The following is a 21,655-nucleotide window of genomic DNA, read 5'->3' as shown; positions in this document are numbered from 1 at the left end:
TGCGACAACACGCCGGCAACCACGCCGACCCGGCCGGCGCGGCGCAGGAGGACGTCGTCACTCCCCCTCGGGCGACCAGCTGCCCTCGAAATGGGACGAATCCGGCCGGATCGACCGCTCCCGCATCGCCATGGTCGGCCAGTCGATCGGCGGGTCCAGCGCCATGGCGACCATGCTCGAAGACTCCCGCGTGCGGGCCGGAATCGACATGGACGGCACCGCCTACGCCCGGATCCCCAAGAGCGGCTTCTCCCGGCCGTTCATGTTCCTGGGCTCGGCCCAGCACGTCTCCGGAGGCCCCGCCGACACGTGGGACCGAGACTGGAAGCTGCTCACCGGATGGAAACGCTGGATCGTGCTGTCGGGCGCCGAGCACCAATCTTTCACCGACATCCCGTTGCTGTCCGACGCCCTCGGCATCACGCCCCTCCCCGGCGTCCTGCCCGCGGCGCGCGCCTCCGAGCTCACCCGCGCCTACGGGGCGGCCTTCCTCGACCAGCACCTGAAGGGCAAGCGGCATCCCCTCCTGGACCAGCCGTCCTCGCGCTACCCCGAGGCCGAATTCTGCCCCGGAAGCTGCGCTCCGTCCTGAGGCCCGGCGGTCCCTGAAGCCGCCGACGGATGCCGAAGACGCCGGATGCCTGCATCGCCCGGGTGCACGGCGGCGAGCCCAGGCCTCCGACATGGCGTCATTCGGCAGGGCAGATGCTGCCAGCCTTGGGCAGCCTCAGGCTGGTCAGATACGTGGTGGCGTGTTGGACAGGGCACTTCTTGCCCGACAAGTACATGACATGGCCGGGCCCGTCGTAGCCGACGGTCACTGATCCTGGGATCATCCTGGTGAAGCTCTCGGTCCACGCGTAGTCGCCCCACGTACTGCCGACTCCCAGGAATGGCGGCAGGCCGCGAGCCGGCAGCGGGCGGGACGGGTTGGCGACCGGTAGCGGCCAGCCGGCGCATCCGAGCGCGTCGAACGAGGCTCCCCCGAAGTTCGGCGAGATCTTCCGCGCCTGACGGCGGACCTTCTGCAACTGCGCGTAGCCGCGATACCCACGCTCATCTCCGCACGTCATCGCCAGCGCTCCGGGCGCGGCCCAGATCCGCGCGTTGCCGAGAGCGAAATCGGCGAAACCGGACCCGTCCCCGCCCCGGGCCTTGGCAACCGCCTCGGCGAAGGCCAGCCACCGCGAATGGTTCGGTCCGGGGTCGCCGATGAAGCCGAAACTCCTCAGATGCCATCCGGTCAGCTCGCCCTCGCCGAACTCGGACGACGTGACCGGGATCGGCCTGCGATCGGCGTCTCGAATGAGCTCGCGCCAGACCGCCCCGGCGTCCTGTCCGTGCAACGCGCAGGCGGGAGTGTCCGCACACCAGGTGGTGAACCGGGTGAAGACCCGTTCCAGGACGGGCAGAGCCCGCAGCGCCTGCTCGGGCCAGCCGTCGACCTGGTTGATCGTCCCGTCGAGATACATGGCGCGGATGCGCTGCGGGAACAGCCTGGCATAGGCCCCGGCGGCCACTCCTCCGTAGGAGTTGGCCATGAAACTCAGCCGCTCCTCGCCCAGAGCCTCGCGAACCGCGTCCATGTCCCTGGCCACCGACAGAGAGTCCATGTGGGCGAACAGGCCGGTCCTGTCCGCGCGCCGGCAGGCGTCGAAGGCCCTGGCCATCGCCGCGGCCAAAGCCTTGTACTGCTTCTGGCCCTGCGGCTCGAACAGTGACGCTCCCGGCTGCATGCAGGAAGGAGGCATCTGATCACGCCACACGGTGGTGCGCGGCTTGTAGGCGACAAGATCGAACCTGCGCCGCAGTTCGGTGAGGTCGGTCGCGGCGCGCTTCAGGTCGTCGATCCCGTTGCCCCCGGGACCGCCGGGAACCCCCAGCACGCTGCCGATCCGCTGCGCGGGCTCGGTGGCGGGCAGCCGCGCCAGGTCCAGCCCGACCTTCGGCCCGCCCGGCTCGGCCCAGTCCACGGGCACCTCGATCGCAGCACACTCCATGCCCGCCGGTCCGCCCTGCCCGGCGCAGTCCCGCCAGGTCGGCTGCTCATCCCGAGCGGCGGAGGCCCCCGGAGCCATTCCTGCCAGCGCCGCCACCGTTACACCGATGACCAGCCCCCTGACCCTGCCGCGCCCGCGCCCCTGCTTGGTTGTCGTCATGACGATCACTGTGGCGGCACCGAACGGATGGCCACCACCGGGACGTCCTCCGTCTTGGTTCCGGGATGTCCCCCCGGGCCGGCCGGGTGTTCTCGCGCGTGCGTTTCCGCCAGGCTGGACGCGTACGGCGTCTCGCGAGGAGGAGCGTGGACAGGCAAGCAGAGGGGTTGATCACTACTCCGGTGCGGGAGCGGTCGCAGCGTGAGCTCGCTTACGTGCTGATGTTGCCCTTCATGGCAGGAGCCGGCCTGGTCCACCTCGTATTCATGCTGCTGAGCGTCATCCTGGCAGCGAATCTCGTCGGAATGCCGATGCTGGCCCTGAGCGTGAGGGCGGCCCGAGGGCTCGGCACGGCCAATCGACGACTGGCACGAGCGTACGCAGGAGTGCGGGTGCCCGACCCCGCCCCGCTCCGTGCCGGGCCGGGCCTGCTGAACCGGCTCGGCACGGCGCTCGGTGACGTGACAGGATGGCGCGCCGTCATCCACAGCCTGCTCCGGCTGCCGGCGGCCATGCTCGCCTGCACGGCCGCCGCCGGGTTGTGGGGAGGCGGCCTGCTCCTGCTCGGCTGCCCCCTGTGGGGGCACTTCCCCGCCTGGGCGCACCTGACTCCCCCCGGCTGGCCGGTCGCGGCGCTCGTGAGCGCCGCCGGACTGGCGCTGCTGCTCCTCGCCCCCTGGGGCGTCCACCTCGCCCTGGCCCTCGAGCGCGTGCTCGCCCGTACGCTGCTCGGGCCCGCCCCGGGCGAGATCCGGATCCGCCGGCTGGAGCAGGCACGGGCACTGACCGCAGAGGACGCGGTCACCAGGCTCCGCCGGATCGAGCGGGACCTGCACGACGGGACGGCGGCACGGCTGGTGACGCTGGCCATGAGCCTGGGCATGGCCCAGGACGAGCTCGATCAGGCCGACCAGCCCCAACGCCTCCAGCACGCCCGCGTCCTCGTCGACAACGCGCACCGCAGCGCCAAGGAGACCGTGGCCGAACTGCGTGACCTGATCCGCGGCATCCACCCGCCGGCGCTCGACCAAGGGCTGGAAGTCGCCCTCGCCACGCTCACCGCACGGAACCCGATCCCCGTCCGGTTCGACGCCGACCTGCCCGAACGACCGGCCCCGGCCATCGAGGCCATCGCCTACTTCTGCACGACGGAACTGCTCGCCAACGTGGTCAAGCACAGCGGCGCCAGACACGCCGCCATCGAGGTACGGGTGCGTGACGGCCTGCTGACCCTGCGCGTGCGCGACGACGGCACCGGCGGCGCGGCGATCGGCACCGGATTCGGACTACGCGGACTGGCAGCCCGGATCCAGACGTTGGACGGCATGATCGACATTCACAGCCCGGCAGGAGGACCTACGGTGATCACAGTCCAACTCCCCCTGCACATCTGAACGGAGCAGCACATGCGCATCGTCATCGCCGAGGACGCCGTGATGCTCCGGGAGGGCCTGTGCATGCTGCTCACCTCCCGCGACCACGAGGTGGTGGCCGCCGTGGGCGACGGCGACGCACTCCTGGCCGCCGTCGCGCAACACGGCCCCGACATCGCCGTGATCGACGTACGCATGCCGCCCTCCCACACCGACGAAGGCCTGCGAGCCGCGATCCGGATTCGCCGTGAACACCCAGACGTGGGCGTGCTGGTGTTCTCCCAGTACGTCGAGACGCGCTACGCGACCCAACTGCTCGCCGGCGGCGCCCATGGCGTGGGATACCTGCTGAAGGAACGCGTCGCCGACATCAAGGACTTCCTGGCCGCGCTCGACCGGATCGCGGCCGGGCAGACCGTCCTCGATCCCGAGGTCGTCACCCAGCTCATGGGCGCCAGCCGCCGTACGGAGACCCTGGGCACGCTCACCCCGAGGGAACGCGAAGTGCTGGCCATGATGGCGGAAGGGCGTTCCAACCACGCCATCGCCGCCGCGCTGTTCCTGTCGTACGGCTCGGTGGAGAAGCACGTCACGCAGATCTTCACCAAGCTCGGCCTGTCTCCGTCGGACAACGACCACCGCCGGGTCCTTGCCGTCCTGCACTACCTGCAGGCCTGAGGCTCCTCCATACCCGCTACTGCCTGCCCGCCCCCGATCTCGGCATCCACACACAAGCCGCCGCGCCCCACCGCCGCGTGACATTCGTGCCCGTGTCACATGTCACACAGCGGCACCGTCACAGAGAAGGGATCGCCGACGCCTCATGTTTGGTCAAGACACCGCGCGAACGTTCCGCGCGGCCACACATCTCCACGCATGAAGGCCCTGGCCCGGCGCGCGGTGAGCGCCGCACGACCACCGCGGCCCGGACGGCAACGGAAGGACACCATGAGCAAGGTCTGGTACATCACTGGCTCGTCGCGCGGGCTCGGCCGTAACTTCGTCGAGGCCGCCCTGTCCCGGGGCGACCGCGTCGCCGCGACCGCCCGCACCACCGCGAGCCTGGACGACCTGGTCACCGCCTACGGCGACGCGCTGCTGCCGCTCGAATTGGACGTGACCGACAAGCCGGCTGTCTTCGACAGCGTGAAACAGGCCAAGGAGCACTTCGGCCGCCTGGACGTCATCGTGAACAACGCCGGCTACACCCAGATCGGCGCAGTCGAGGAACTGAGCGAGCAGGAACTGCGCGACCAGATGGAGACCAACCTGTTCGGCGCGGTGTGGGTGATCCAGGCCGCCCTGCCCCACCTGCGCGAGCGGCGCTCCGGGCACATCATCCAGCTCTCCTCGGTGGCCGGGCTCGTCGCCATGCCGCTCGTCGGCGCCTACCACGCCTCCAAGTGGGCTCTGGAAGGCCTCAACGAGGCCCTCGCCGGCGAGGTCGCCGCCTTCGGCGTCAAGGTGACCATCATCGAGCCGGACGCCTTCGCCACCCGCGATGGCGACAACCCTCTCGACTACGGCCACATGGCGCAGATGGACCCGGCCTACGACGAACTGCGCCAGAGCCTCTCGGCCACCGCGCAGCAACCCACGGGCGACCCGGCCGCCGCCGCCCAGGCGCTGCTCACTCTCGCCGACACCGACGACCCGCCCCTGCGCGTGTTGTTCGGCCACGACTTCCACCCCATGATCCAGCAGGCGTACGCGGACCGGCTCACGACCTGGGCCGACTGGCGGGACCTTTCGACACAGGCGCACGGCCCGCTCGGCACCTGACGTCCACGGCCACCCCGCGCCGCCGTACCCCGCGTGAGCGGTCCGGCGCAGCCGGGTGCGCGGGATGGTGCCGTCGCCGCGGCGGGCCAGTCGGTCAACGCACGTGCGTCAGCTCACGGCCTGCTTCACGAGAGCGGTGATCGTCTTGACGGCTTCGTCGCTCAGTCCGGTCACAGCGAACGACGTGGGCCACAGGCCGCTGTCGTCGGAGAGGTTGGCCTCGGCGGTGAAGCTGAAGGTCGAGTAAGGCTCTTTGTCCACGTGCCCGCTCCGGAAGAAGCACACAACCTTCCCCTTCCTGGCGTAGGCCGGCTGCCCGTAATACAGCTTCGGCGACAGCTCCGGGGCATTGGCGGTGACGATGGCGTGGATGCGTTCGGCCATCGCACGGTCCGACGGCTCCATCTCCGCGATCTTCGAAAGCACGTCACGTTCTTCGGCCGCCGCCTTGCTGCCATGACCGCGGCTCGCCTCCTTCTTCAACTCCGCGGCACGCTCCTTGATGGCAGCACGCTCTTCCTCCGAGAAGCCGCCCGTGGCGCTACTGTCCGCGCTCATCGCCGTCACCCTCCTGCTCGTCATCGATGTGAAGTGCTTGCGACGCTAACCGTCCGCAGAAGCCGGCGCTTCTCGATTCCTGATCGATGCCGCCCCCGCGCGGGTGAGCCCGGACTCATGATGGCGACGACCCCCGTCGCAAGCGAGACACGGGTCGGCTGGCTGCTGGTGAGGACGCCCCCTCGACGGAGAGATAGGTGGGCCGCCGGTCCTGCCTATGATCAGACCCATGGCACTGCAATGGGAACAGATCATCGTCGACTCCGCCGACCCCATCGCCCTCGGGCGCTGGTGGGCTGAGGCTCTCCACTGGGTAGTGGTCGACGAATCCGAGGAGATCATCGAGATCCGGCCTGAGCCGAACCAGATGCCGGGACTGCTCTTCGTCCCTGTCCCCGAGGGCAAGACGTCGAAGAACCGGCTCCATCCCGACTTCCGCCCCGACGACCAGAAGGCCGAGGTCGCCCGGCTGCTCTCCCTCGGCGCCCGCCGCGCCGACACCGGGCAGGACGAGCAGCACTGGGTGACCCTCCTCGACCCGGAGGGCAACGAGTTCTGCATTTTGAGTGACCGGAAGAGCTGAGCGGAAACACTGGGGAAACACTGGAGCCGTAAAGAAACAAGGCGTTGCCTTTCGATCTTGAACTCGTTGACTTGGTATGGGCATACCGAGCGAGGTCCGCGATCAGCTCGTCTCGCGGTTCAGGGTGCTGTTTCAGTTGCCGGTCTCCTTGACGATGCGCACAGCGCCCGCCCGGAACTCCGGGTCAAACTTCCGCCTGGTGCCTCCCACGACCCAACCTCATCTCGGGTTCGGTCTCTACGCTACGAGGGGAAGCGCAGTTCCTGGGTTCCTCAACCCCGAAACTGATCCGGACCCGTAGGCCTCCCTCTGGGAGGGCGCGGGCGTCGAGCTGGGAATCGTGGGCGGCGGCGATGGCGGCCACGATGGACAGCCCCAACCCCGACCCGCCTTCCTGTCCAGTCCGCGCCGTGACAAGTCTGCGGAAGGGCTCGAACAGGGAACCGACCTGATCAGCGGGAATGACCGGCCCGCTGTTGCTCACCCACAGAGTCGGCCGCCCGGCGTCGAGGCCTGTCCGGACCCGCACCCAGCCTCCTTCGGCGGTGTTGTGACGTACGGCGTTGTCCACCAGGTTCGCCACCAGCCGCTCGACGAGAGTTGGATCGCCCGACGTGCAGGCCTCGTCCAGCCGAGTCTCCAGCCGTAGCCCACGCGCGGCGGCGTGCTCGCGGGTGGAGCCGAGGACGGTGGCGGCGGCCTTGGCCAGGTCAAGGCCGTGGAGCTGATCCAGCCCTCGCTGGCTGCGGGCGAGGGTGAGGAGCGCCTCGATGACCCGCTCCTGGCTCTGGTTGCCGGCCAGGACCCGTTCGCAGACGGCCCGCAGGTCCTGGGCGCTCACGTCGGGGTCCGCAAGAGTGATCTCCAGTAGGCTTCGCTCGAAGGTCAGCGGCGTGCGCAGCTCGTGAGAGGCGTTGGCCACGAACGCCTGTTGTGCTTCGAACGCGGCCTCGAGGCGGTCGAGCAGCCCGTTGATCGTGTCCGTCAGGTCCTTGATCTCGTCATCGGGTCCCCGGACGTCCAAGCGCCGATGTAGGTAGCGCACGGTGATGTCCCGCGCGGTCGTGATGATCGTCCGCAGGGGTCGCAACACCCGCCCCGCGACCGCCCAGCCGAGCCCAGCGGACACGAACGTCATCACTACCAGCGCCAGCGCCGACGCCGTCAGGAACTGCCTCATGTCTTCGGCCCGCTGCTGCGCCGGCCCGTCCTGAAGGTCCGGCATCGGCAGTGTCGGCGGCGTGATCGTGTCCCGCAGGTTGGGCCGCGCCGGTGGTTCCACCTGAATGAAGGGCAACACGTGGTCCATGAGCACGTAGGTGAGGCCGAGCAGCAGCGCCCCCGTCCCGAGGACGAGCCCGCCGTACAGCAGCGTCAGCCGCAGCCGTACCGTCCATCGTGCGATCGGCCGCGTGAGGAACAACGTGCGCACCGTCAGAGCCGGTAGCCGGCGTGCGGGATCGTTTCGACCAGCGGGGGATCGCCAAGTTTGCGGCGCAGGCGGCTGATGGTCACCTTGACGGTGGCGGTGAAAGGGTCCGCGGCCTCGTCCCACGCGCGTTCCAGCAGTTCCTCGGCCGAGACCACCCGGCCTTGGGCGGTCAGGAGCAGTTCCAGGACGGCGAACTCCTTGGGGCTGAGCTCCAGCCTGCGGCCGTTGCGCATGGCGAGGCGGTGCCCGGGGTCGAGGCGGAGCTCGCCGTGCACCAGGATCGGGGGGACGGCGGGTTGCGCGCGCCTGGCCAGAGCCCGGACGCGGGCCACGAGTTCGGCGAAGGCGAAGGGTTTGGGCAGGTAGTCATCGGCGCCGGAGCTCAACCCGTCGACCTTGTCCTCGATGGTGGCGGCCGCGGTGAGCATCAGCACCCGCGCCGGATACCGTTCCGTCATCAACGTCCGGCACACCTCGTCGCCGTGCAGAGCCGGCAGGTCACGATCGAGCACGACGACCTCGTAGCGGTTGACGGAGGTACGTTGCAACGCTTGCGCGCCGTCGTAGGCCACGTCGACCGCCATGCCCTCGCGGCGTAGCCCGCCCGCCAAGGTGTCGGCAAGCTCGCGGTGATCCTCCACCACCAGCACCCTCATCGCACATCCCCCAAGATCAGCACCGGCGTCAGTATCCCGGACGAGGGGTTACACCGAGGTAAAGGCGGCCGTTCCCTCCGAGTAACTGGCATTGCGGTTGAGTGCCTCCCGGTAACCGACCATCGATCCTTCCAGGAGTGGCTCCATGTCCACCAGCAGCAGCGATTCGCCATCCCGCCGATACGTCGAACGGCTTGCGGCAGTCGCAGCAGCCGCCGCCATCATGGTGACGGCGTCCGCGGCGGCGCTGCCGCCGTCGCCCACGCCATTCACGCCGCCGGGACCGGCCAAGCCAGCCTCCCCGCACTGCGAAGACGTCTGCCTGGCCGCACCCGTACAGCCCGCCAAGCCGGAGGTGGACAGCGCGACCCTGGACCGGCTGCGCGACGACGTGCGAGCCGTGCATGCGACGGGGGTGGTGGGAGTGCTCGGCGAGGTGGACACACGATCGGGACGGTTGCCCGCGCGCAGCGGGGTCGCCGACCTGACCACCAAGAAGGCCATACCGTTGAACGGCTACTTCCGGATCGGCAGCACCACCAAGACCTTCGTCGCCACAGTGGTGCTGCAACTGGTCGGTGAGGGCAAATTGTCGCTGGACGACACCGTGGACATGTGGCTGCCGGGCGTCGTACGCGGCAACGGCAACGACGGACGCGAGATCATCGTGCGGCAGCTCCTGCAGCACACCAGCGGCATCCCCGAATACCTGCGGCCGGCCACGTCCGTGGATCAATGGCGCCAAGCGCAGCTGCGGACCTGGCAGCCCGAGCAACTCGTCGCGCTGGCGATGGAGCACAAGCCGTCGTTCGAGCCCGGCGCGAAGTGGGGCTACTCCAACACCAACTACGTCCTCGCCGGCATGATCATCCGGAAGGTGACCGGGCGCACCTGGGGCGAGGAGATCGAGCGGCGCATCCTGACCCCGCTGGCCATGCGGCACACCGTAATTCCCGGCGCCGATCCGCGCCTGCCGAACCCGCACGCCAAGGCCTACACCCGGTTCACGCCGGACGGCCCGCTGACAGACGTCACCACACACAACCAGAGCCTGGGTGACGCGGCCGGGGCGATGATCAGCACCACCGGCGACCTCAACCGGTTCTTCCGCGCCCTGCTGAGCGGCAGGCTTCTCGCACCAGCTCAGCTGGCCGACATGAAGAAGACCGTTCCGGCCAAGGCGCTCCAGGACATGGGAGTCGCTGGCGCCGCCTACGGCCTCGGGCTTATGTACCAGCCGCTGAGCTGCGGCGGCGGCTACTGGGGCCACGGCGGTGACGAGGCGGGCTTCAGCACCAGGGTAGGCGCTGTCCCCGGTGGCGGACGTAGCGTCGCGGTCGAGGTCACCTCCCGCTCTCCCGCCGACCTTGAAGCCTTGCTGCACACCGATCGCGCCCTCACGACGCTGGTCGACCACGCCCTCTGCGGCACCAGCTGATCAACCAGGACAGACCAGCTTTCCGACGGCACGAGACCCGGCCTCAGCACATTCGCCAACGGCACCAACGGCTCGGTGACCAAGCGGCCGCACCTCCTGCGCCGATCGCATGCCGACCACGATGCCCGTGACGGAGGGGTGATGCAGGGGGAAGGCCATGGCGGCCTGGGGGGCCGCCTCGAAGTGTTCCTCGGCATCGTGCAGGAACAGTACGTCGATCCGGTCGACGCCCATGCGGGTCAGGGAGTCCTCGACGCTGCGCCGGATGCCGTTGCGTGAGAAGTCCCAGACCCGGCGGTGGGTGGCCGGTACGGCGAAGGCCTCGTCCATCCGGCCCTGCGGTTCCTGCGGGACCAGCAGCCGGCCCACCTTCGTCGACAGGGTGTACTGCGCCCGAGGCTTGCCGCGCAGCAGTTCACCGATGCGGCGCTCGGAGTGCCCGATGCCGTAGTGGGGCGAGGTGTCGAAGTAGCGGATCCCCGCGTCCCAGCCGGCCGCCAGGGACGACAGGGTGGTGCCGCCCAGATAGGCCGCGCCCAGTTCGGCGGAGGTCAGCCGCAGGTCGGGCCGGGCCGGCGTACGTTCGCAGGTGACGGAATCCTCGTCGGCACGCAGGTGGTAGCGGCCGGCGTTCCACGGGCAGAACGTGTCCTGGACCTCCAGGACCAGGTCCAGCGAGGTCGAGTAACGGCGTGTCTTTCCTGGGTTCGCTGAGACGGGATTCAGGCGTGGAGGTCCGGCGTGGTGAGCAGGCGGGCGAGCGCGTCGGTGGCCCAGTCGTACCACCGCTGGTGGGTCCATCCACGGTCGTTGACGAGCAGGTTGTAGGTCTCCGGCGAGAGCAGCGCCAGGGCGATGTCTGCGGCGGCTTCGGCGGTGAGCCCGTCGCGCAGGGCCGCCTTGCGGGCCAGGGCGTCGGCGAAGACGCGCTGGACGGTGAGCCGTTGCTGGAGGTTGGTGGTCCAGACCTCGGCGAGGTCGGGGTCGGTGGTGGCGGCGCTGCGCACGACGTCGAGCAGGGGTGCGGCACGCAGGTAGATGTCTCCGGCGCCCACGACCTGGCGGCGCAGCTGCCGGAGTGGGTCTGGGTCGGCGAGCGCGTCGCGGACCCAGGGGCGTTCCAGGGTGGGGACGGGTTCGTCGTCACCGGCGATGGCCAGGTCGAGGGCGGTGGTGAGGATGGCCCGTTTGGTGCCGAAGGCGTAGTAGACGGTCTGCTCGCTCACCCCCGCCTTGTCGGCGACGGCGGTGATGCTTGTGGCGGTGTAGCCCGCCGTGGTGAACAGGTCGGTGGCGGCGGCGGTGATGCGGGCGCGGGTGGATCGGGCTCGCGCGGTGCGCCCGTCTTCCTTCTCGGGTGCGCGTCCGGCTTGGTGTCGTCGTGTTTGGCTCACGATTTGACTATAGCGTCACTATAGAAACATTCTTGTAGCATGGCTACAAGAACATGGGGCTGGGGCGGGCTCGCGGCGTTACTGCTGCTGACCTCGGTCGAGCTCGTGCTGTTCCTCGAGGTCTCCATCGTCAACGTCGCGCTCCCGACGCTGGGCGTGGCGCTGGCGTTCACCGAAACCGGCCTGGCCCTGGATCTGGTAGGCGCACTCACCGGCACCGGGTGCCTGCTGGCGCTGGTGTTCGTGGCCTCCGAACTCCCCGCACGTGGCTGGGACACCCGCGCCCTCGCCGCGACCACGGTCACCGTGGCGTTCGCCGGCGTCTTCGCGGTCAACCAGCGGCGCCACCCGCAACCGATCCTGCCCCCGGGCTGCTTCGCGAGCGCGAGGTGCGCGCGGGCACCGTGGCCAATGCACTGGTGAGGCGCCGCGCACGTACCGGCGTTCGTGCTCCTGTCGCCCATGCTGCACGAGGTCATGGGATATTCGGCGATCGCCGCCGGGTTCGCCGTGCTGCCGATCGCGATGGTCAACATGGAGACCGCGAGGACCGTGCCGCCCTGGGCGGTGGGACGTTTCGGGACGCGCCTGGTGCTGGCGGCGGGCATGGGCCTGCTCGGGTTCGGACTGACCGGATACGCGCTCTTCCTGCACCCCGGTGCCGGATTCCTCACCGTCGTGCTGCCCTTCAGCATCGCCTTCGCCATGGGACTACCGGCCGTCTTCGTCGGCTCCACCGCCTCCGCCGTACGCGCCGCACCCGCCGACCAGCAAGGGGCCGCCTCCGGCCTGCTCAACACCGCCCAGCGGGTGGGCGTCGCGTCGGCCTGACCGGCGTGCTGATGGCCGCGGCCGCGTGGACCGGCTCGTCAGGAGACGTCGCCGACACCCTCAGGGGAGGCTTCGCCATCGCCGCCGGCCTGGCAGTCCTCGGGATCGCCTGCGCCCTGGTCATGTTCACCCGCCGGTACGCAGACCCGGCCACCACCCCGCAACCGCAAGGAGCGCACCGCCGATGAACACCATCCTCATCCTGGGCGGCTACGGCGCGGTCGGCCGCGAGGCCGCCGCCGCGCTCGTCAGCCGTCCCGGCACGAACGTCATCGTGGCCGGGCGCAACCCGGGCAAGGCCTCGCCCGTTCCCCGGACCACGGCGATGCGCGTGGACGCCGCCGACCCGGCCGATCTGTCCCGGGCGTTGGACGGGGTCGGCACCGTTCTCATGTGCGCAGAGATCGACAACGTCCGCGTCGCCCGCGCCTGCGTGGAGCGCGGCATCAGCTACGTGGACGTGACGGCCTCCCACCCGCTGCTCACCGGCCTGCAGCAGTTGGACGGGCCGGCCAGGGAACACAGCGCCACGCTCGCACTCAGCGTCGGCCTCATCCCCGGTGTCACCAACCTGCTGGCGCGCTTCTGCGCCGAGCACTCGGCGGCGGACGGCCTGCTCATCGGCGCGTTGCTCGGCTCAGGTGAAGCGCACGGGCCCGCCGCGCTGGCCTGGACGTTGGACGGGCTCGGGCGGTTGGAGGGCTCATGGACGATGCGGTTCCCGGAGTCGTATGGCGAGCGCACCGTGCACCGCTTCCCGTTCTCCGACCAGTACACCTTGCCCACCACCCTGGGGGTGGGCGCGGCCCGTACGGGGCTGTGCCTGGACTCTCGCCTGCTCACCCGGCTGCTGTCGGTGGCCAGGCGGCCGGCCGTCGCCCGCCTGCTGCGCCGTCCCCAGGTTCGCCGCCTGCTGCTGGCCGTGCTCGGCGCGGTCCATGTCGGCGGGGACGGCTTCGCCGTGACGGTGCGCGGCGGCACGGTCCAGGCCTCCTTCAGCGGACGGCGGCAAAGCCGCGCCACCGGGCGAATGGCCGCCCTGCTCATCCGCCACCTGCCCGGCCTGCCGGCCGGCGCACACCACGTCGAGCAGCTCGTGGATCCCGCTGCCTTCCTGACCGAACTGGCCGCCGACGGATTCGACCTCGACCTCGGCGACGGCCGTCAGGCCACGCCCGCATGACCGTCACCGAAGCCGCCCGCGGCGCGCGGGTGCTGGCACCGGACCTGGCCTGGGGCGGCATGCTCCTGCTCATCGCCGTGGGCAAACGCTCCCTGTCGGCCTACCTCGCGCAATCGCTGCTCTGCGCCCCCATGCTCGCCGCGTGGGGCCTCGGGCTCGGCTCCCGCCTGCACAGCGCGGCCATCGCCGGCTACGCGGTCGCCGTATGGCTGATCACCGTGGCCGCAGCCCGCGTTCTGGAGCGCCGCCGGCACCCAGGACCCGCCGAGACCGTGCTGCGCCGGTTGTCGCGGCGAAACGCCGGCCTGCGAACCCATGACCAGCGGACGAATGTTCCGCATCGATCCATCAGGAGAACGAGTGTCACAACAGGACCGGGCCCAGGCCCGGCGCACCAAGATAGAGGCCATCCGCGCCGACGACCGGCGCGAGGCGACGCGCAGGAAGAACGCCGTGATCTCGCTGTCGGTTGCCGGCGTGTTCGTCGTGGTACTGGCCGTCATGCTCGCCGTCAACACCTCCCGTCCTGACACTGGCGCGGCCGGCGAGTCACGGCTGGTGCGCCCTGACAGCCACCGCCTGCAGGTCGCCCCGGACGGCAAGGTGACGCTGGTGGAGTTCCTCGACTTCCAGTGCGCCGGCTGCAAGGCGCACTACCCCGTGATAGAACGGCTGCGCCGGAAGTACGCCGGAAAGATCACCCTTGTGGTCCGGCACTTCCCGCTCGCCGCCCACATCAACGCCATGCCCGCCGCCCGCGCGGTGGAGGCCGCTGCCCAGCAGGGCCACTTCGAGGCGATGTACCGGCTGATGTATGAGACCCAGGACCATTGGGGCCGGCAGCAGAGGTCCGCCGAGGGAGTCTTCCGCGGCTATGCCAAGGGGCTCGGGCTGGACATGAACGCCTGGAACAAGGCCTACGACGACCCGGCCACCCTCGCCCGCGTACAGAAAGACGCGGCCGACGGCGAGGCCTTGGGCGTCCAGGGCACCCCGACGTTCTTCCTCAACGGCACGAAGATCCAGCCTCGATCCGAGGACGAGTTCACGGCGGCCATCGATGCGGCGCTCGCCAGGTGACCGCGCGGCGCCGCCCGCAAATCCGCCCGCGATGCCGCCCTTTCCTCGGCTGCTGCCAGCTCTGCTGCTGATCGGCGGCGCCGCCGGACTGCTCGCATCGTTCGTACTCACCGTCGAGAAGATCGCGCTGCTGAAGGATCCGGCTTACGAGCCGAGTTGCAGCATCAATCCCATCCTCGCCTGCGGCTCCATCATGCGAACCCCCCAGGCGGAGCTGTTCGGCTTCCCGAACCCGCTGCTGGGCATCGCAGGCTTCGCCGTCGTCACGACCGTGGGCGCCACCCTGCTGGCCGGGGCCCGGCTCGGTCGGTGGTTCTGGCTCGGCTTACAGGCAGGCGCCACGGTAGGTGTCGTCTTCGTGCATTGGCTGATCCTTCAGAGCCTCTACGTCATTGGCGCGTTGTGCCCCTATTGCATGATCGTCTGGACGGTCACCATTCCGATCTTCTGGTACGTCACCCTGCACAACGCGACCACCGGCGACCTGCGCCCATCAGCGGCCGCGCGGCGGGCGGCCCAGGCGGCGGCCGGCTATCACACCGTGGCCCTGACCCTGTGGTTCCTCGGCATCGTGACCTTGATCGCGGCGCGGTTCTGGGCGTACTGGAGCACCTTGATCTGAGCCGATCAGGGTCAACGCCTGGCTGGCCCCGTCACCCCCCGAGGCGTACGAGCCCCGCCTGGACATCGACTTCACCCGCCTGCATGACGGGCTGGCCGAGGCCTGATCGTTGACTGGGTGTCCGTAGCCGGCTTCCAACCCGGTCAGTTGGCACGATCGATCTAGGCTCAGCCGGTTCTTCCCGAGTTCTCCGGCTGTGGCCGAACACTCTCTATGCCGTGCCGGCAGGCGAGGAGGGCGGCCTGGGTCCGATTGGCGCAGCCCAGCTGGACCTGCTGCGGATGGCCGGATCGCTCATCGCGCTCGACTGAATCCCTGCCACGGTCGAGCGCGAAAATCGCTCGGTCTGCTACTCCCCGGCGTCGCCGGTGGTGGTGAGGGTGGCGTAGAACGCCCGCACGTCCTCCACCAGCAGCCCGGGCGACTCGAGCGCCAGGTAGGCGCCGCCGCCGGCGAGCTCGGTCCACCGCACGATAATGGCATCACGCTCGGCGAAGCGGCGGATCGTGACGTCTTCCCTCGCCAGGAGCACCCCGGTGGGGACCGTCACCCGCTGCTTGGGCGCGTAGGCGCCTGGGTCGTGACCCACCTCGTAGTAAAGGTTGGCCACCGAACCGGCGGTGGCGGTGAACCACATGACGCTCACGTCGGTCAGGATCCGGTCGCGGGAGAAGGCGTCCTCGGGCAGTTCGGCCGCCGAGTCGGTCCATTCCTTGAACTTCTCCACGATCCACGCGAGCTGTGCGACCGGAGAGTCGGTCAAGCCGTAGGAGATGGTCTGCGGCCGGGTGGACATGATCTGGTTGAAGCCCAAGCCGTCCTGCATGAAGGTCTGCATGATGCCCAGGCGCCGCTGTTCATCGGCGGTGAACTCGCTCTCGTCCGGAGAGGGGAAGGCGACGTAGGCGTTGACGTGCACGCCGATCAGCCGCTCCGGCACCTGGCGAGCCAGCTCCAGTCCCAAGTTGGCGCCTCCGCCGCCGCCCTGCGTGCCGTACCGCTCGTAGCCGAGTCTGGACATCAGCTCGGCGAAGGCGGCAGCCGTCCGGGGGACCGTCCAGCCCGGGGAGGCGAGGTAGCCGGAGAAGCCGACACCCGGGCAGGAGGGCACGACCAGGTGGAAGTGGCGCGACAGCGGTTCGAGGACGTCAAGGAATCCGATGACGCCGCCGGGGTTGTCGTGCAGGAGCAGCAGCGGCAGAGCGTCCTCGGAGCTGGATCGGATGTGGAGGAAGTGGATGTTCTGCCCGTCGATTTCGGTGACGAACTGCGGGTGTTTGTTGTACTCGGCCTCGGCCGCCCGCCAGTCGAAGTCGTTGAGCCAGTAGTCGGTCAGTCCCTTGAGGTAGTCGAGCGGCACGCCCCGGCTCCAGCCCTGTCCCGCGATCTCGCGGGTCCATCGGGTACGGCGGAGCCGTTCGTGCAGGTCATCGAGGTCGGCTTGGGCAATGTTCACGCTGAAGGGCTTCATGTCCACGACTCTAGGCAGGGCTCGACGCGGCAGCATGAGTCATCGCATAGGTAATATCCGGACATATGCTTCGGGGCCGAACGCGCGAGTCGCGCACCATTGACGAGTTGCTCAGTGACGCACGGGCCAGCCGTAGCGGCGCCCTGGTCATCCTCGGCGAGCCGGGCATCGGCAAGACGGCCCTGCTGAACCACGCCGCGGCGGCCGATGATCTGCAGATCTTGCAGACGACCGGCATCGAGGCGGAGGCCGAACTGGCCTTCGCCTCGCTCCACCTGCTGTTCGGGCCAGTGCTCAGCCGCCTCGACCGCATCCCCGAACGGCAGGCCGCCGCCCTGCGCGGCGCCTTCGGGCTCGGCCCGGCCGGTACGGGAGACCGGTTCCTGATCGGGCTGGCCGTCCTGTCACTGCTCGCGGAACTGGCAGAGGACGGCCCGGTGCTGTGCCTGGTGGACGACGCGCAATGGCTTGACCGCGCCTCGGCGGACGCACTGGTCATCGCCGCCAGGCGGCTGGCCGGTGAAGGGGTGGCGATGCTGCTGGCCGCCCGCACCGGGTTCACCGCGCCAGGGCTGCCGGTACTGGAACTGGCAGGCCTGGATGAGGTGGCCTCCGGCGAGGTGCTCAACTCCGCCGCCCGCCCGCTGACCGCCGAGTTTCGGCAGCGGATCCTCGCCGAGGCCGCCGGAAACCCGCTCGCACTCCTGGAGCTGCCGAAGTCCGGTGAAAGCCAGGGGGAACTCTCGCTCACCACCCGGCTGGAGGAGGGCTTCGCCCACCAGGTGGACGGGCTATCCACGGCCGCGCGCGTCCTGCTCCAGGTCGCCGCCGCCGACGCCACCGCGGATCCCGCGATCATACTGGCCGCAGCGCGCACGCTGGGCTGCGCCCCGGAACACCTGGAAGAGATCAGCGCGGCCGGTCTGATCCGTACGGCCGACGGTTCACGGCTGGAGTTCCGTCATCCGCTGGTCCGGGCGGCTGTCTGGCAGCGGACGCCGCTGGCCCGGCGGCTGGCCGTCCATCACGCCCTCAGCCACGTTCTGGAAGGTACGGCGGACGCCGACCGCAGTGCCTGGCACCTGGCCGCCGCCACGCTGACGGCCGATGAGCAGGTCGCGGCGCGGTTGGAGGCGACCGCCGCCCGTGCCCACGTCCGCAGCGGCTACGCCGCGGCAGCCTCGGCCTACGAACGTGCCGCCGCGCTCAGCCCTTCGGCCGACGAGCGCGCCCGCAGGCTCACCCTGGCGGCCGAGGCCACCGAATTCAGCGGCCGTTTCGATCGGGCCAGAACCTTGGCGCTCGGCGCCGGGAACCCCGGCGCCGAGCTGACGTCCCGCCTGATCCGCGTGCGGGCCTGCTCCGACTACGGCGAGGGACACCTGCAGGGCGCGCACGCAATGCTGTCGGCCGGTGTCGACCACCTGGCCGCTACCGACCCGAGTTCGGCGGCCTGGCTGCTGCTGGATGCCGCCTCCATGATCTGGCTCGACGGCGACCGTGACATGGCCCACCGCACCGCCGAGCAGCTCGACGCGCTGCGGGTGCCGCCCGACGCCGACGTCGTCGCGATCCACCAGCTGTGCCGCTGGTTCGTGGTGCTCGCCCTCGCCCGACCCTCCGCCGGGCTGCCGCCACTGGCCCAGGTGATCGAGTCCGCTCGCGCGCAAGCCGGACCCGACCGCCGCGGACTGCTGCTGATCGGCGGGCTCGGCCTGGCCGACCACGACGCCCGCACCCACCAACTCGCCCTGGCGGCCACCGCCACCATCCGCGCCGAGGGCCGCATCGGGCTGCTACCGCAGGCGCTGACCTTCCTGTCCCGCGTCGAGTACGCCCGCGGCCGCTACGCCGACGCGCGCGGCTTCGCTGAAGAGGCCGCCAGCATCGCCGCTGACACCGGGCAACCCGCCTGGTCACGTCTGGCCACCATCTTGCTGGACCAGCTTGCCGCCGTCCACGGAGACCCGCTCGACCCCGCCAGCGCCAACCCCGCCGCGCTCACGCTCCTCGACCTCGGCCAGGGCCGCCCCGAGCAGGCCCTGCTCGGGCTGGAGGCGCTCGTGTACGGCAAATCCCGCAACAGAACCCCCGCCATGCACCTGGTACCCGACCTGGTCGAGGCCGCCGTGCGCAGCGGTAGGAACGCCCGCGCGGCAGAGCCGTTCACCCGGCTGGAGTCCTGGGCCGAGATGCTGCACCAGCGGTGGGCCGACGCGCTGGTCTCCCGCTGCCGTGCCCTGCTGTCCACCACCCCGGACGCCGACGCGCACTTCCGTGCCGCGCTTGCCTCGCACGAACGGCCCTTCGGCCGCGCTCGCACCGAACTGCTGTACGGCGAATGGCTGCGCAGGGCACGCCAAACCAGCGACGCGCAAGAGCACCTGCGGGCCGCGCTGGAGGCGTTCGAGTGGCTCGGCGCGCGCCCCTGGGCCGAGCGGGCACGCACGGAGCTGGGCGCCACCGGCTGGAGCACCCAGCGCAACACTGGTGCCGACCGCTGCGCCCAGCTCACACCGCAGGAACGACAGATCGTTCGCTTGGCCGCCCAAGGGCTGTCGAACAAGGACATCGCCGCGCATCTGTTCCTGAGCCCGAGAACCGTGGGGCAACACCTCTACAAGGCCTTTCCGAAGCTCGGCGTCACCGCACGCACCCAGCTCGCGAAGCTCACCCTCAGTGACTGAGCAGACTTCTGCGATTCGATGGGCGTCGGCATCTTGGTGCTGCTGCTGCGCCAGAGCCGGGAACAGCAGAGCACGCTGCTCTTGTCGGCCGTCCCGCACCACATGGAGCGCATTTTGGCCGTCACCGGCCTGCTGACCGCCTTCCACATCGAGGCGTCGGTGGAGGAGGCTGTCCAGGTCGTGCAAGGCAGCACCAAGGCCGGCGGCCGCGCCACAGCCACCGGGCGTCGTGCCGGGCCGCCACCTGCGTCATCCCAGCCAGAACACCGTTGCCGTGAAACGGCTCATCGACTTGTTCGCCGGTACCGTCGCAGGCCCTGACACGCGCAGCGGCGCCGAGGCCGAACAGTAGGCAGAGGCACCTCGGCGGCGTTCGACGCGCGCGGCGCGCCTGGCCTGGTTCTCGCCCGAGTACCGCGGCGCGTTCGTGCGGACGTGCCGCCGTCGGTCGAGGAGACGCCGTACGTGCGACTGGGTGCCGCTCTGGCGAGCGGGATCACGCTCGGGGCGCAGCCGCGGCAGTCGCCCGGCGGATCACCGGCCCTGACTGATCGAAGCCTGCGATGCCACCACGACTGGCATCGACGAACCGTCGCCGCGGCATGCTTCAGGTTCCTGCCCCTGTCTGCTGGCGGTCCGGTGGGCACTTCGGCAGATTGACAGGCTCGGCATTCTTGTCAGCCACGCCTTCCCGGCCAATCCCGGCGGTCCTCGACAGGCTGCCTGCGGGAAGCGGCGCGGCGGCGGACGGCGACGTGGGACCGTCGCGGTGGAACCCACAGCGCAGCGGCGCTGATGATCGCGGAAAAGATCAGCAGAATACCTGCCAAGATCTCAAGCAGCACACTGATCGACATAAGGACTCCCCCTCGGCCTCGCCTGGAGATGCGGCCACGAGGACGAAGGTCTTCCCGCACCCTCCGCCTCTGCAGCCGCGTCGGGCAGGCCGCGAGCAAGACGGCGGAGGGCCATCCTGCCGGGCCTGTCCAGGCGTGCAGACCGTGATGACGACCGGGATGCCGGATGGCGGGTACTCCCCTTGCGTGCTCCTTCCACTATCAACCCAGCTCGCGGTGCCGGTCAAACGCTTGACGATCACCACGGGGAGCCGCCGAAGTGGAGCTGACCAGGGGGTTCGCCTAGCCTGGAAGGGCGAGGGGAGTACTTCCCAAGAGCCGGCCCGGTCAGTACGGGCGTGACCTCGTCCCCGGGCGGCCGCCCGCACGGTCGTGGGTGAAGGAGACCTCGAACAGCCCTGTCGCGTTCGAGGAGGTTCCATGCCCGCCCCAACCAGTCTGATGACGGCTGCTCCGCTGGAGACGATCGGCTCGCCGCAGCTGTGGGCGATCACCGTTGGCTGCCTCGCGCTGCTGCTGGGCGCGGATTTCCTCGTGACGCGGCGCCCGCACGAGGTGCAGATGACTGAGGCGGTCGGCTGGTCGGTCTTCTACCTGGCGCTTCCTCTGCTGTTCGGCGTCTATGTGTGGCGTGCGTTCGGATCGCAGGCGGCGGTGGAGTTCTACACCGGGTACGTGGTGGAGAAGTCGCTGTCGGTGGACAACCTGTTCGTGTTCATGCTGCTGCTGTCGGCCTTCGCGGTGCCACGCGAGCTGGCCCAGCGGGTGCTGCTGTACGGCATCATCGGGGCACTGGCGCTGCGCGCGGTCTTCATCGCCTTGGGCGCGGCAGCGCTGCAGAGGGGTACCTGGGCGTTCCTGCTGTTCGGCGCGATCCTGATCGTCACCGCGGGGAAGATCCTCGCCGACGCGCTAAGCGGCAAGGAGCAGGAGGTGGACATCTCCTCGATGCGCTCGGTCGGTCTGCTGCAGCACTTCATGCCGATCACCGGCGACTACCGCGGCCCTCGCCTGATGGTCCACGAGCAGGGCCGACGCGCCCTGACCCCGCTGGCGCTGGCCATCGTGGCCGTGTTCGCCACCGACATCGTCTTCGCGGTTGACTCGGTGCCCGCAGTGTACGGCGTGACCGAAGACCCCTTCCTCGTCTTCGCCACCAACGCTTTCGCCCTGCTGGGCCTGCGGGCGCTGTACTTCGTGCTGCTGGGCGTGCTGGAGAAGCTACGGCACCTCAACCACGGGCTCGGCGTCATTCTCGGTTTCATCGGGGTCAAGCTCCTCCTGCACTGGGCGCACGGCATCTGGCCTGCGGTCCCAGACATCCCCACCCTCGTCTCACTCGGCGTCATCATCGTGGTCCTGACGACCGTCACGATCACCAGTGTGCACGCCAACCGCCGCGACGCCCGCCGTGATGTCCAACGTGTCACCGGCTCACGCCCGGATGGTTGACCCCGCGTGGCGCCCCGGTTTCCGCTCCGAAGCCATTTCAGGGCCCAAATGGCCCGCGTATGGGGGGCGCAGGACAGGACGATCAACGCCTGGGCCG

Annotated in this window: 22 protein-coding genes and 2 pseudogenes; 16 read left to right on the top strand and 8 right to left on the bottom strand. The window is 69.8% G+C overall.

Annotated features, from left to right (window positions below):
• Positions 1-130: 130 nt before the first annotated feature.
• Positions 131-592 (top strand): alpha/beta hydrolase, encoded by a 462-nt coding sequence (locus E1295_RS07175; RefSeq protein WP_132628880.1) that lies wholly within the window; start codon positions 131-133, stop codon positions 590-592.
• 97 nt (positions 593-689) lie between these two features.
• Here the strand turns inward: E1295_RS07175 and E1295_RS07170 are convergent, their stop codons facing one another.
• Positions 690-2,159 carry an alpha/beta fold hydrolase gene (locus tag E1295_RS07170; protein WP_132628879.1) on the bottom strand — a complete coding sequence of 490 codons (1,470 nt, stop codon included), beginning with the start codon at positions 2,157-2,159 and terminating at the stop codon, positions 690-692.
• Positions 2,160-2,305: 146 nt separating this feature from the next.
• On the opposite strand from E1295_RS07170, the gene E1295_RS07165 reads away from it, so the two are divergent.
• The 3 genes from E1295_RS07165 to E1295_RS07155 all read left to right on the top strand — a co-directional run bounded on the left by E1295_RS07165 (position 2,306) and on the right by E1295_RS07155 (position 5,314).
• On the top strand, positions 2,306-3,553 hold the full coding sequence (locus E1295_RS07165) for a sensor histidine kinase (RefSeq protein ID WP_166427118.1): 1,248 nt from the start codon (positions 2,306-2,308) through the stop codon (positions 3,551-3,553).
• A gap of 12 nt (positions 3,554-3,565) precedes the next feature.
• A complete protein-coding gene (locus E1295_RS07160; RefSeq protein WP_132628877.1) occupies positions 3,566-4,210 on the top strand; it encodes a response regulator in 645 nt (214 codons plus the stop codon).
• A gap of 270 nt (positions 4,211-4,480) precedes the next feature.
• A complete protein-coding gene (locus tag E1295_RS07155) occupies positions 4,481-5,314 on the top strand; it encodes an SDR family NAD(P)-dependent oxidoreductase (protein ID WP_132628876.1) in 834 nt (277 codons plus the stop codon).
• A 108-nt stretch (positions 5,315-5,422) separates the two neighbouring features.
• Here the strand turns inward: E1295_RS07155 and E1295_RS07150 are convergent, their stop codons facing one another.
• The gene (locus tag E1295_RS07150) at positions 5,423-5,872 is read right to left on the bottom strand and encodes a DUF1801 domain-containing protein (protein WP_132628875.1); all 450 of its coding nucleotides are present in this window, start codon (positions 5,870-5,872) and stop codon (positions 5,423-5,425) included.
• Positions 5,873-6,101: 229 nt separating this feature from the next.
• Between E1295_RS07150 and E1295_RS07145 the strand changes: the two genes are divergently transcribed.
• Positions 6,102-6,455: a VOC family protein gene (locus tag E1295_RS07145; protein WP_220448583.1), complete on the top strand. Its 354-nt coding sequence runs from the start codon at positions 6,102-6,104 to the stop codon at positions 6,453-6,455.
• 184 nt (positions 6,456-6,639) lie between these two features.
• Here E1295_RS07145 and E1295_RS51770 read toward each other — a convergent pair whose 3' ends face one another.
• Genes E1295_RS51770 through E1295_RS48550 form a run of 3 tightly spaced genes read right to left on the bottom strand, consistent with a single transcriptional unit; the run spans position 6,640 to position 8,834 of the window.
• Positions 6,640-7,887, bottom strand: a complete 1,248-nt coding sequence (locus E1295_RS51770) for a sensor histidine kinase (RefSeq protein WP_220448582.1) — start codon at positions 7,885-7,887, stop codon at positions 6,640-6,642.
• A 2-nt stretch (positions 7,888-7,889) separates the two neighbouring features.
• Positions 7,890-8,543 (bottom strand): response regulator transcription factor, encoded by a 654-nt coding sequence (locus E1295_RS07135; protein WP_132628873.1) that lies wholly within the window; start codon positions 8,541-8,543, stop codon positions 7,890-7,892.
• 48 nt (positions 8,544-8,591) lie between these two features.
• The gene (locus tag E1295_RS48550) at positions 8,592-8,834 is read right to left on the bottom strand and encodes a hypothetical protein (RefSeq protein WP_166427117.1); all 243 of its coding nucleotides are present in this window, start codon (positions 8,832-8,834) and stop codon (positions 8,592-8,594) included.
• Positions 8,835-8,898: 64 nt separating this feature from the next.
• On the opposite strand from E1295_RS48550, the gene E1295_RS07130 reads away from it, so the two are divergent.
• Positions 8,899-9,981 (top strand): serine hydrolase domain-containing protein, encoded by a 1,083-nt coding sequence (locus E1295_RS07130; protein WP_166427116.1) that lies wholly within the window; start codon positions 8,899-8,901, stop codon positions 9,979-9,981.
• Here E1295_RS07130 and E1295_RS07125 read toward each other — a convergent pair whose 3' ends face one another.
• A complete protein-coding gene (locus E1295_RS07125; protein ID WP_246079891.1) occupies positions 9,982-10,782 on the bottom strand; it encodes an aldo/keto reductase in 801 nt (266 codons plus the stop codon).
• Entirely contained in the window at positions 10,704-11,375 is a 672-nt protein-coding gene (locus E1295_RS07120) for a TetR/AcrR family transcriptional regulator (RefSeq protein WP_132628871.1), read from the bottom strand. Before E1295_RS07120 ends, E1295_RS07125 begins: the two co-directional genes overlap by 79 nt.
• Before the next feature lie 39 nt (positions 11,376-11,414).
• Between E1295_RS07120 and E1295_RS50005 the strand changes: the two genes are divergently transcribed.
• The 7 genes and pseudogenes from E1295_RS50005 to E1295_RS07095 all read left to right on the top strand — a co-directional run bounded on the left by E1295_RS50005 (position 11,415) and on the right by E1295_RS07095 (position 15,091).
• Positions 11,415-11,798 (top strand): hypothetical protein, encoded by a 384-nt coding sequence (locus E1295_RS50005; RefSeq protein ID WP_220448581.1) that lies wholly within the window; start codon positions 11,415-11,417, stop codon positions 11,796-11,798.
• 24 nt (positions 11,799-11,822) lie between these two features.
• Positions 11,823-12,206, top strand: coding sequence for an MFS transporter (locus E1295_RS50000; protein ID WP_281284721.1), 384 nt, complete (start codon positions 11,823-11,825; stop codon positions 12,204-12,206).
• Positions 12,207-12,211: 5 nt separating this feature from the next.
• Positions 12,212-12,394, top strand: a complete 183-nt coding sequence (locus E1295_RS49995) for a hypothetical protein (protein ID WP_220448579.1) — start codon at positions 12,212-12,214, stop codon at positions 12,392-12,394.
• Entirely contained in the window at positions 12,391-13,389 is a 999-nt protein-coding gene (locus tag E1295_RS07110) for a saccharopine dehydrogenase family protein (RefSeq protein ID WP_132628870.1), read from the top strand. Before E1295_RS49995 ends, E1295_RS07110 begins: the two co-directional genes overlap by 4 nt.
• Positions 13,386-13,670 (top strand): annotated as a pseudogene (locus E1295_RS50735) (DUF418 domain-containing protein); the annotation flags it as partial. The gene E1295_RS07110 and the pseudogene E1295_RS50735, both read left to right, overlap by 4 nt.
• A gap of 79 nt (positions 13,671-13,749) precedes the next feature.
• The gene (locus E1295_RS07100) at positions 13,750-14,469 is read left to right on the top strand and encodes a DsbA family protein (RefSeq protein ID WP_246079890.1); all 720 of its coding nucleotides are present in this window, start codon (positions 13,750-13,752) and stop codon (positions 14,467-14,469) included.
• A complete protein-coding gene (locus tag E1295_RS07095; RefSeq protein ID WP_220448576.1) occupies positions 14,450-15,091 on the top strand; it encodes a vitamin K epoxide reductase family protein in 642 nt (213 codons plus the stop codon). The genes E1295_RS07100 and E1295_RS07095 overlap by 20 nt, the downstream gene beginning before the upstream one ends.
• 349 nt (positions 15,092-15,440) lie before the next feature.
• Here the strand turns inward: E1295_RS07095 and E1295_RS07090 are convergent, their stop codons facing one another.
• Positions 15,441-16,562 (bottom strand): epoxide hydrolase family protein, encoded by a 1,122-nt coding sequence (locus E1295_RS07090; RefSeq protein WP_220448575.1) that lies wholly within the window; start codon positions 16,560-16,562, stop codon positions 15,441-15,443.
• A 65-nt stretch (positions 16,563-16,627) separates the two neighbouring features.
• On the opposite strand from E1295_RS07090, the gene E1295_RS07085 reads away from it, so the two are divergent.
• The 3 genes and pseudogenes from E1295_RS07085 to E1295_RS07075 all read left to right on the top strand — a co-directional run bounded on the left by E1295_RS07085 (position 16,628) and on the right by E1295_RS07075 (position 21,558).
• The gene (locus tag E1295_RS07085; RefSeq protein ID WP_132628867.1) at positions 16,628-19,249 is read left to right on the top strand and encodes an ATP-binding protein; all 2,622 of its coding nucleotides are present in this window, start codon (positions 16,628-16,630) and stop codon (positions 19,247-19,249) included.
• A 15-nt stretch (positions 19,250-19,264) separates the two neighbouring features.
• Positions 19,265-19,570, top strand: a pseudogene (locus tag E1295_RS07080) (STAS domain-containing protein); the annotation flags it as partial.
• A gap of 956 nt (positions 19,571-20,526) precedes the next feature.
• Positions 20,527-21,558, top strand: a complete 1,032-nt coding sequence (locus E1295_RS07075; protein ID WP_132628865.1) for a TerC/Alx family metal homeostasis membrane protein — start codon at positions 20,527-20,529, stop codon at positions 21,556-21,558.
• Positions 21,559-21,655 lie beyond the last annotated feature (97 nt).

Origin of the sequence: Nonomuraea mesophila (assembly GCF_004352805.1) — a bacterium.
Lineage (GTDB): Bacteria > Actinomycetota > Actinomycetes > Streptosporangiales > Streptosporangiaceae > Nonomuraea > Nonomuraea longispora.
The sequence above is the reverse complement of the archived record's forward strand: the minus strand, read 5'-3'. Positions and strand labels throughout refer to the sequence as shown.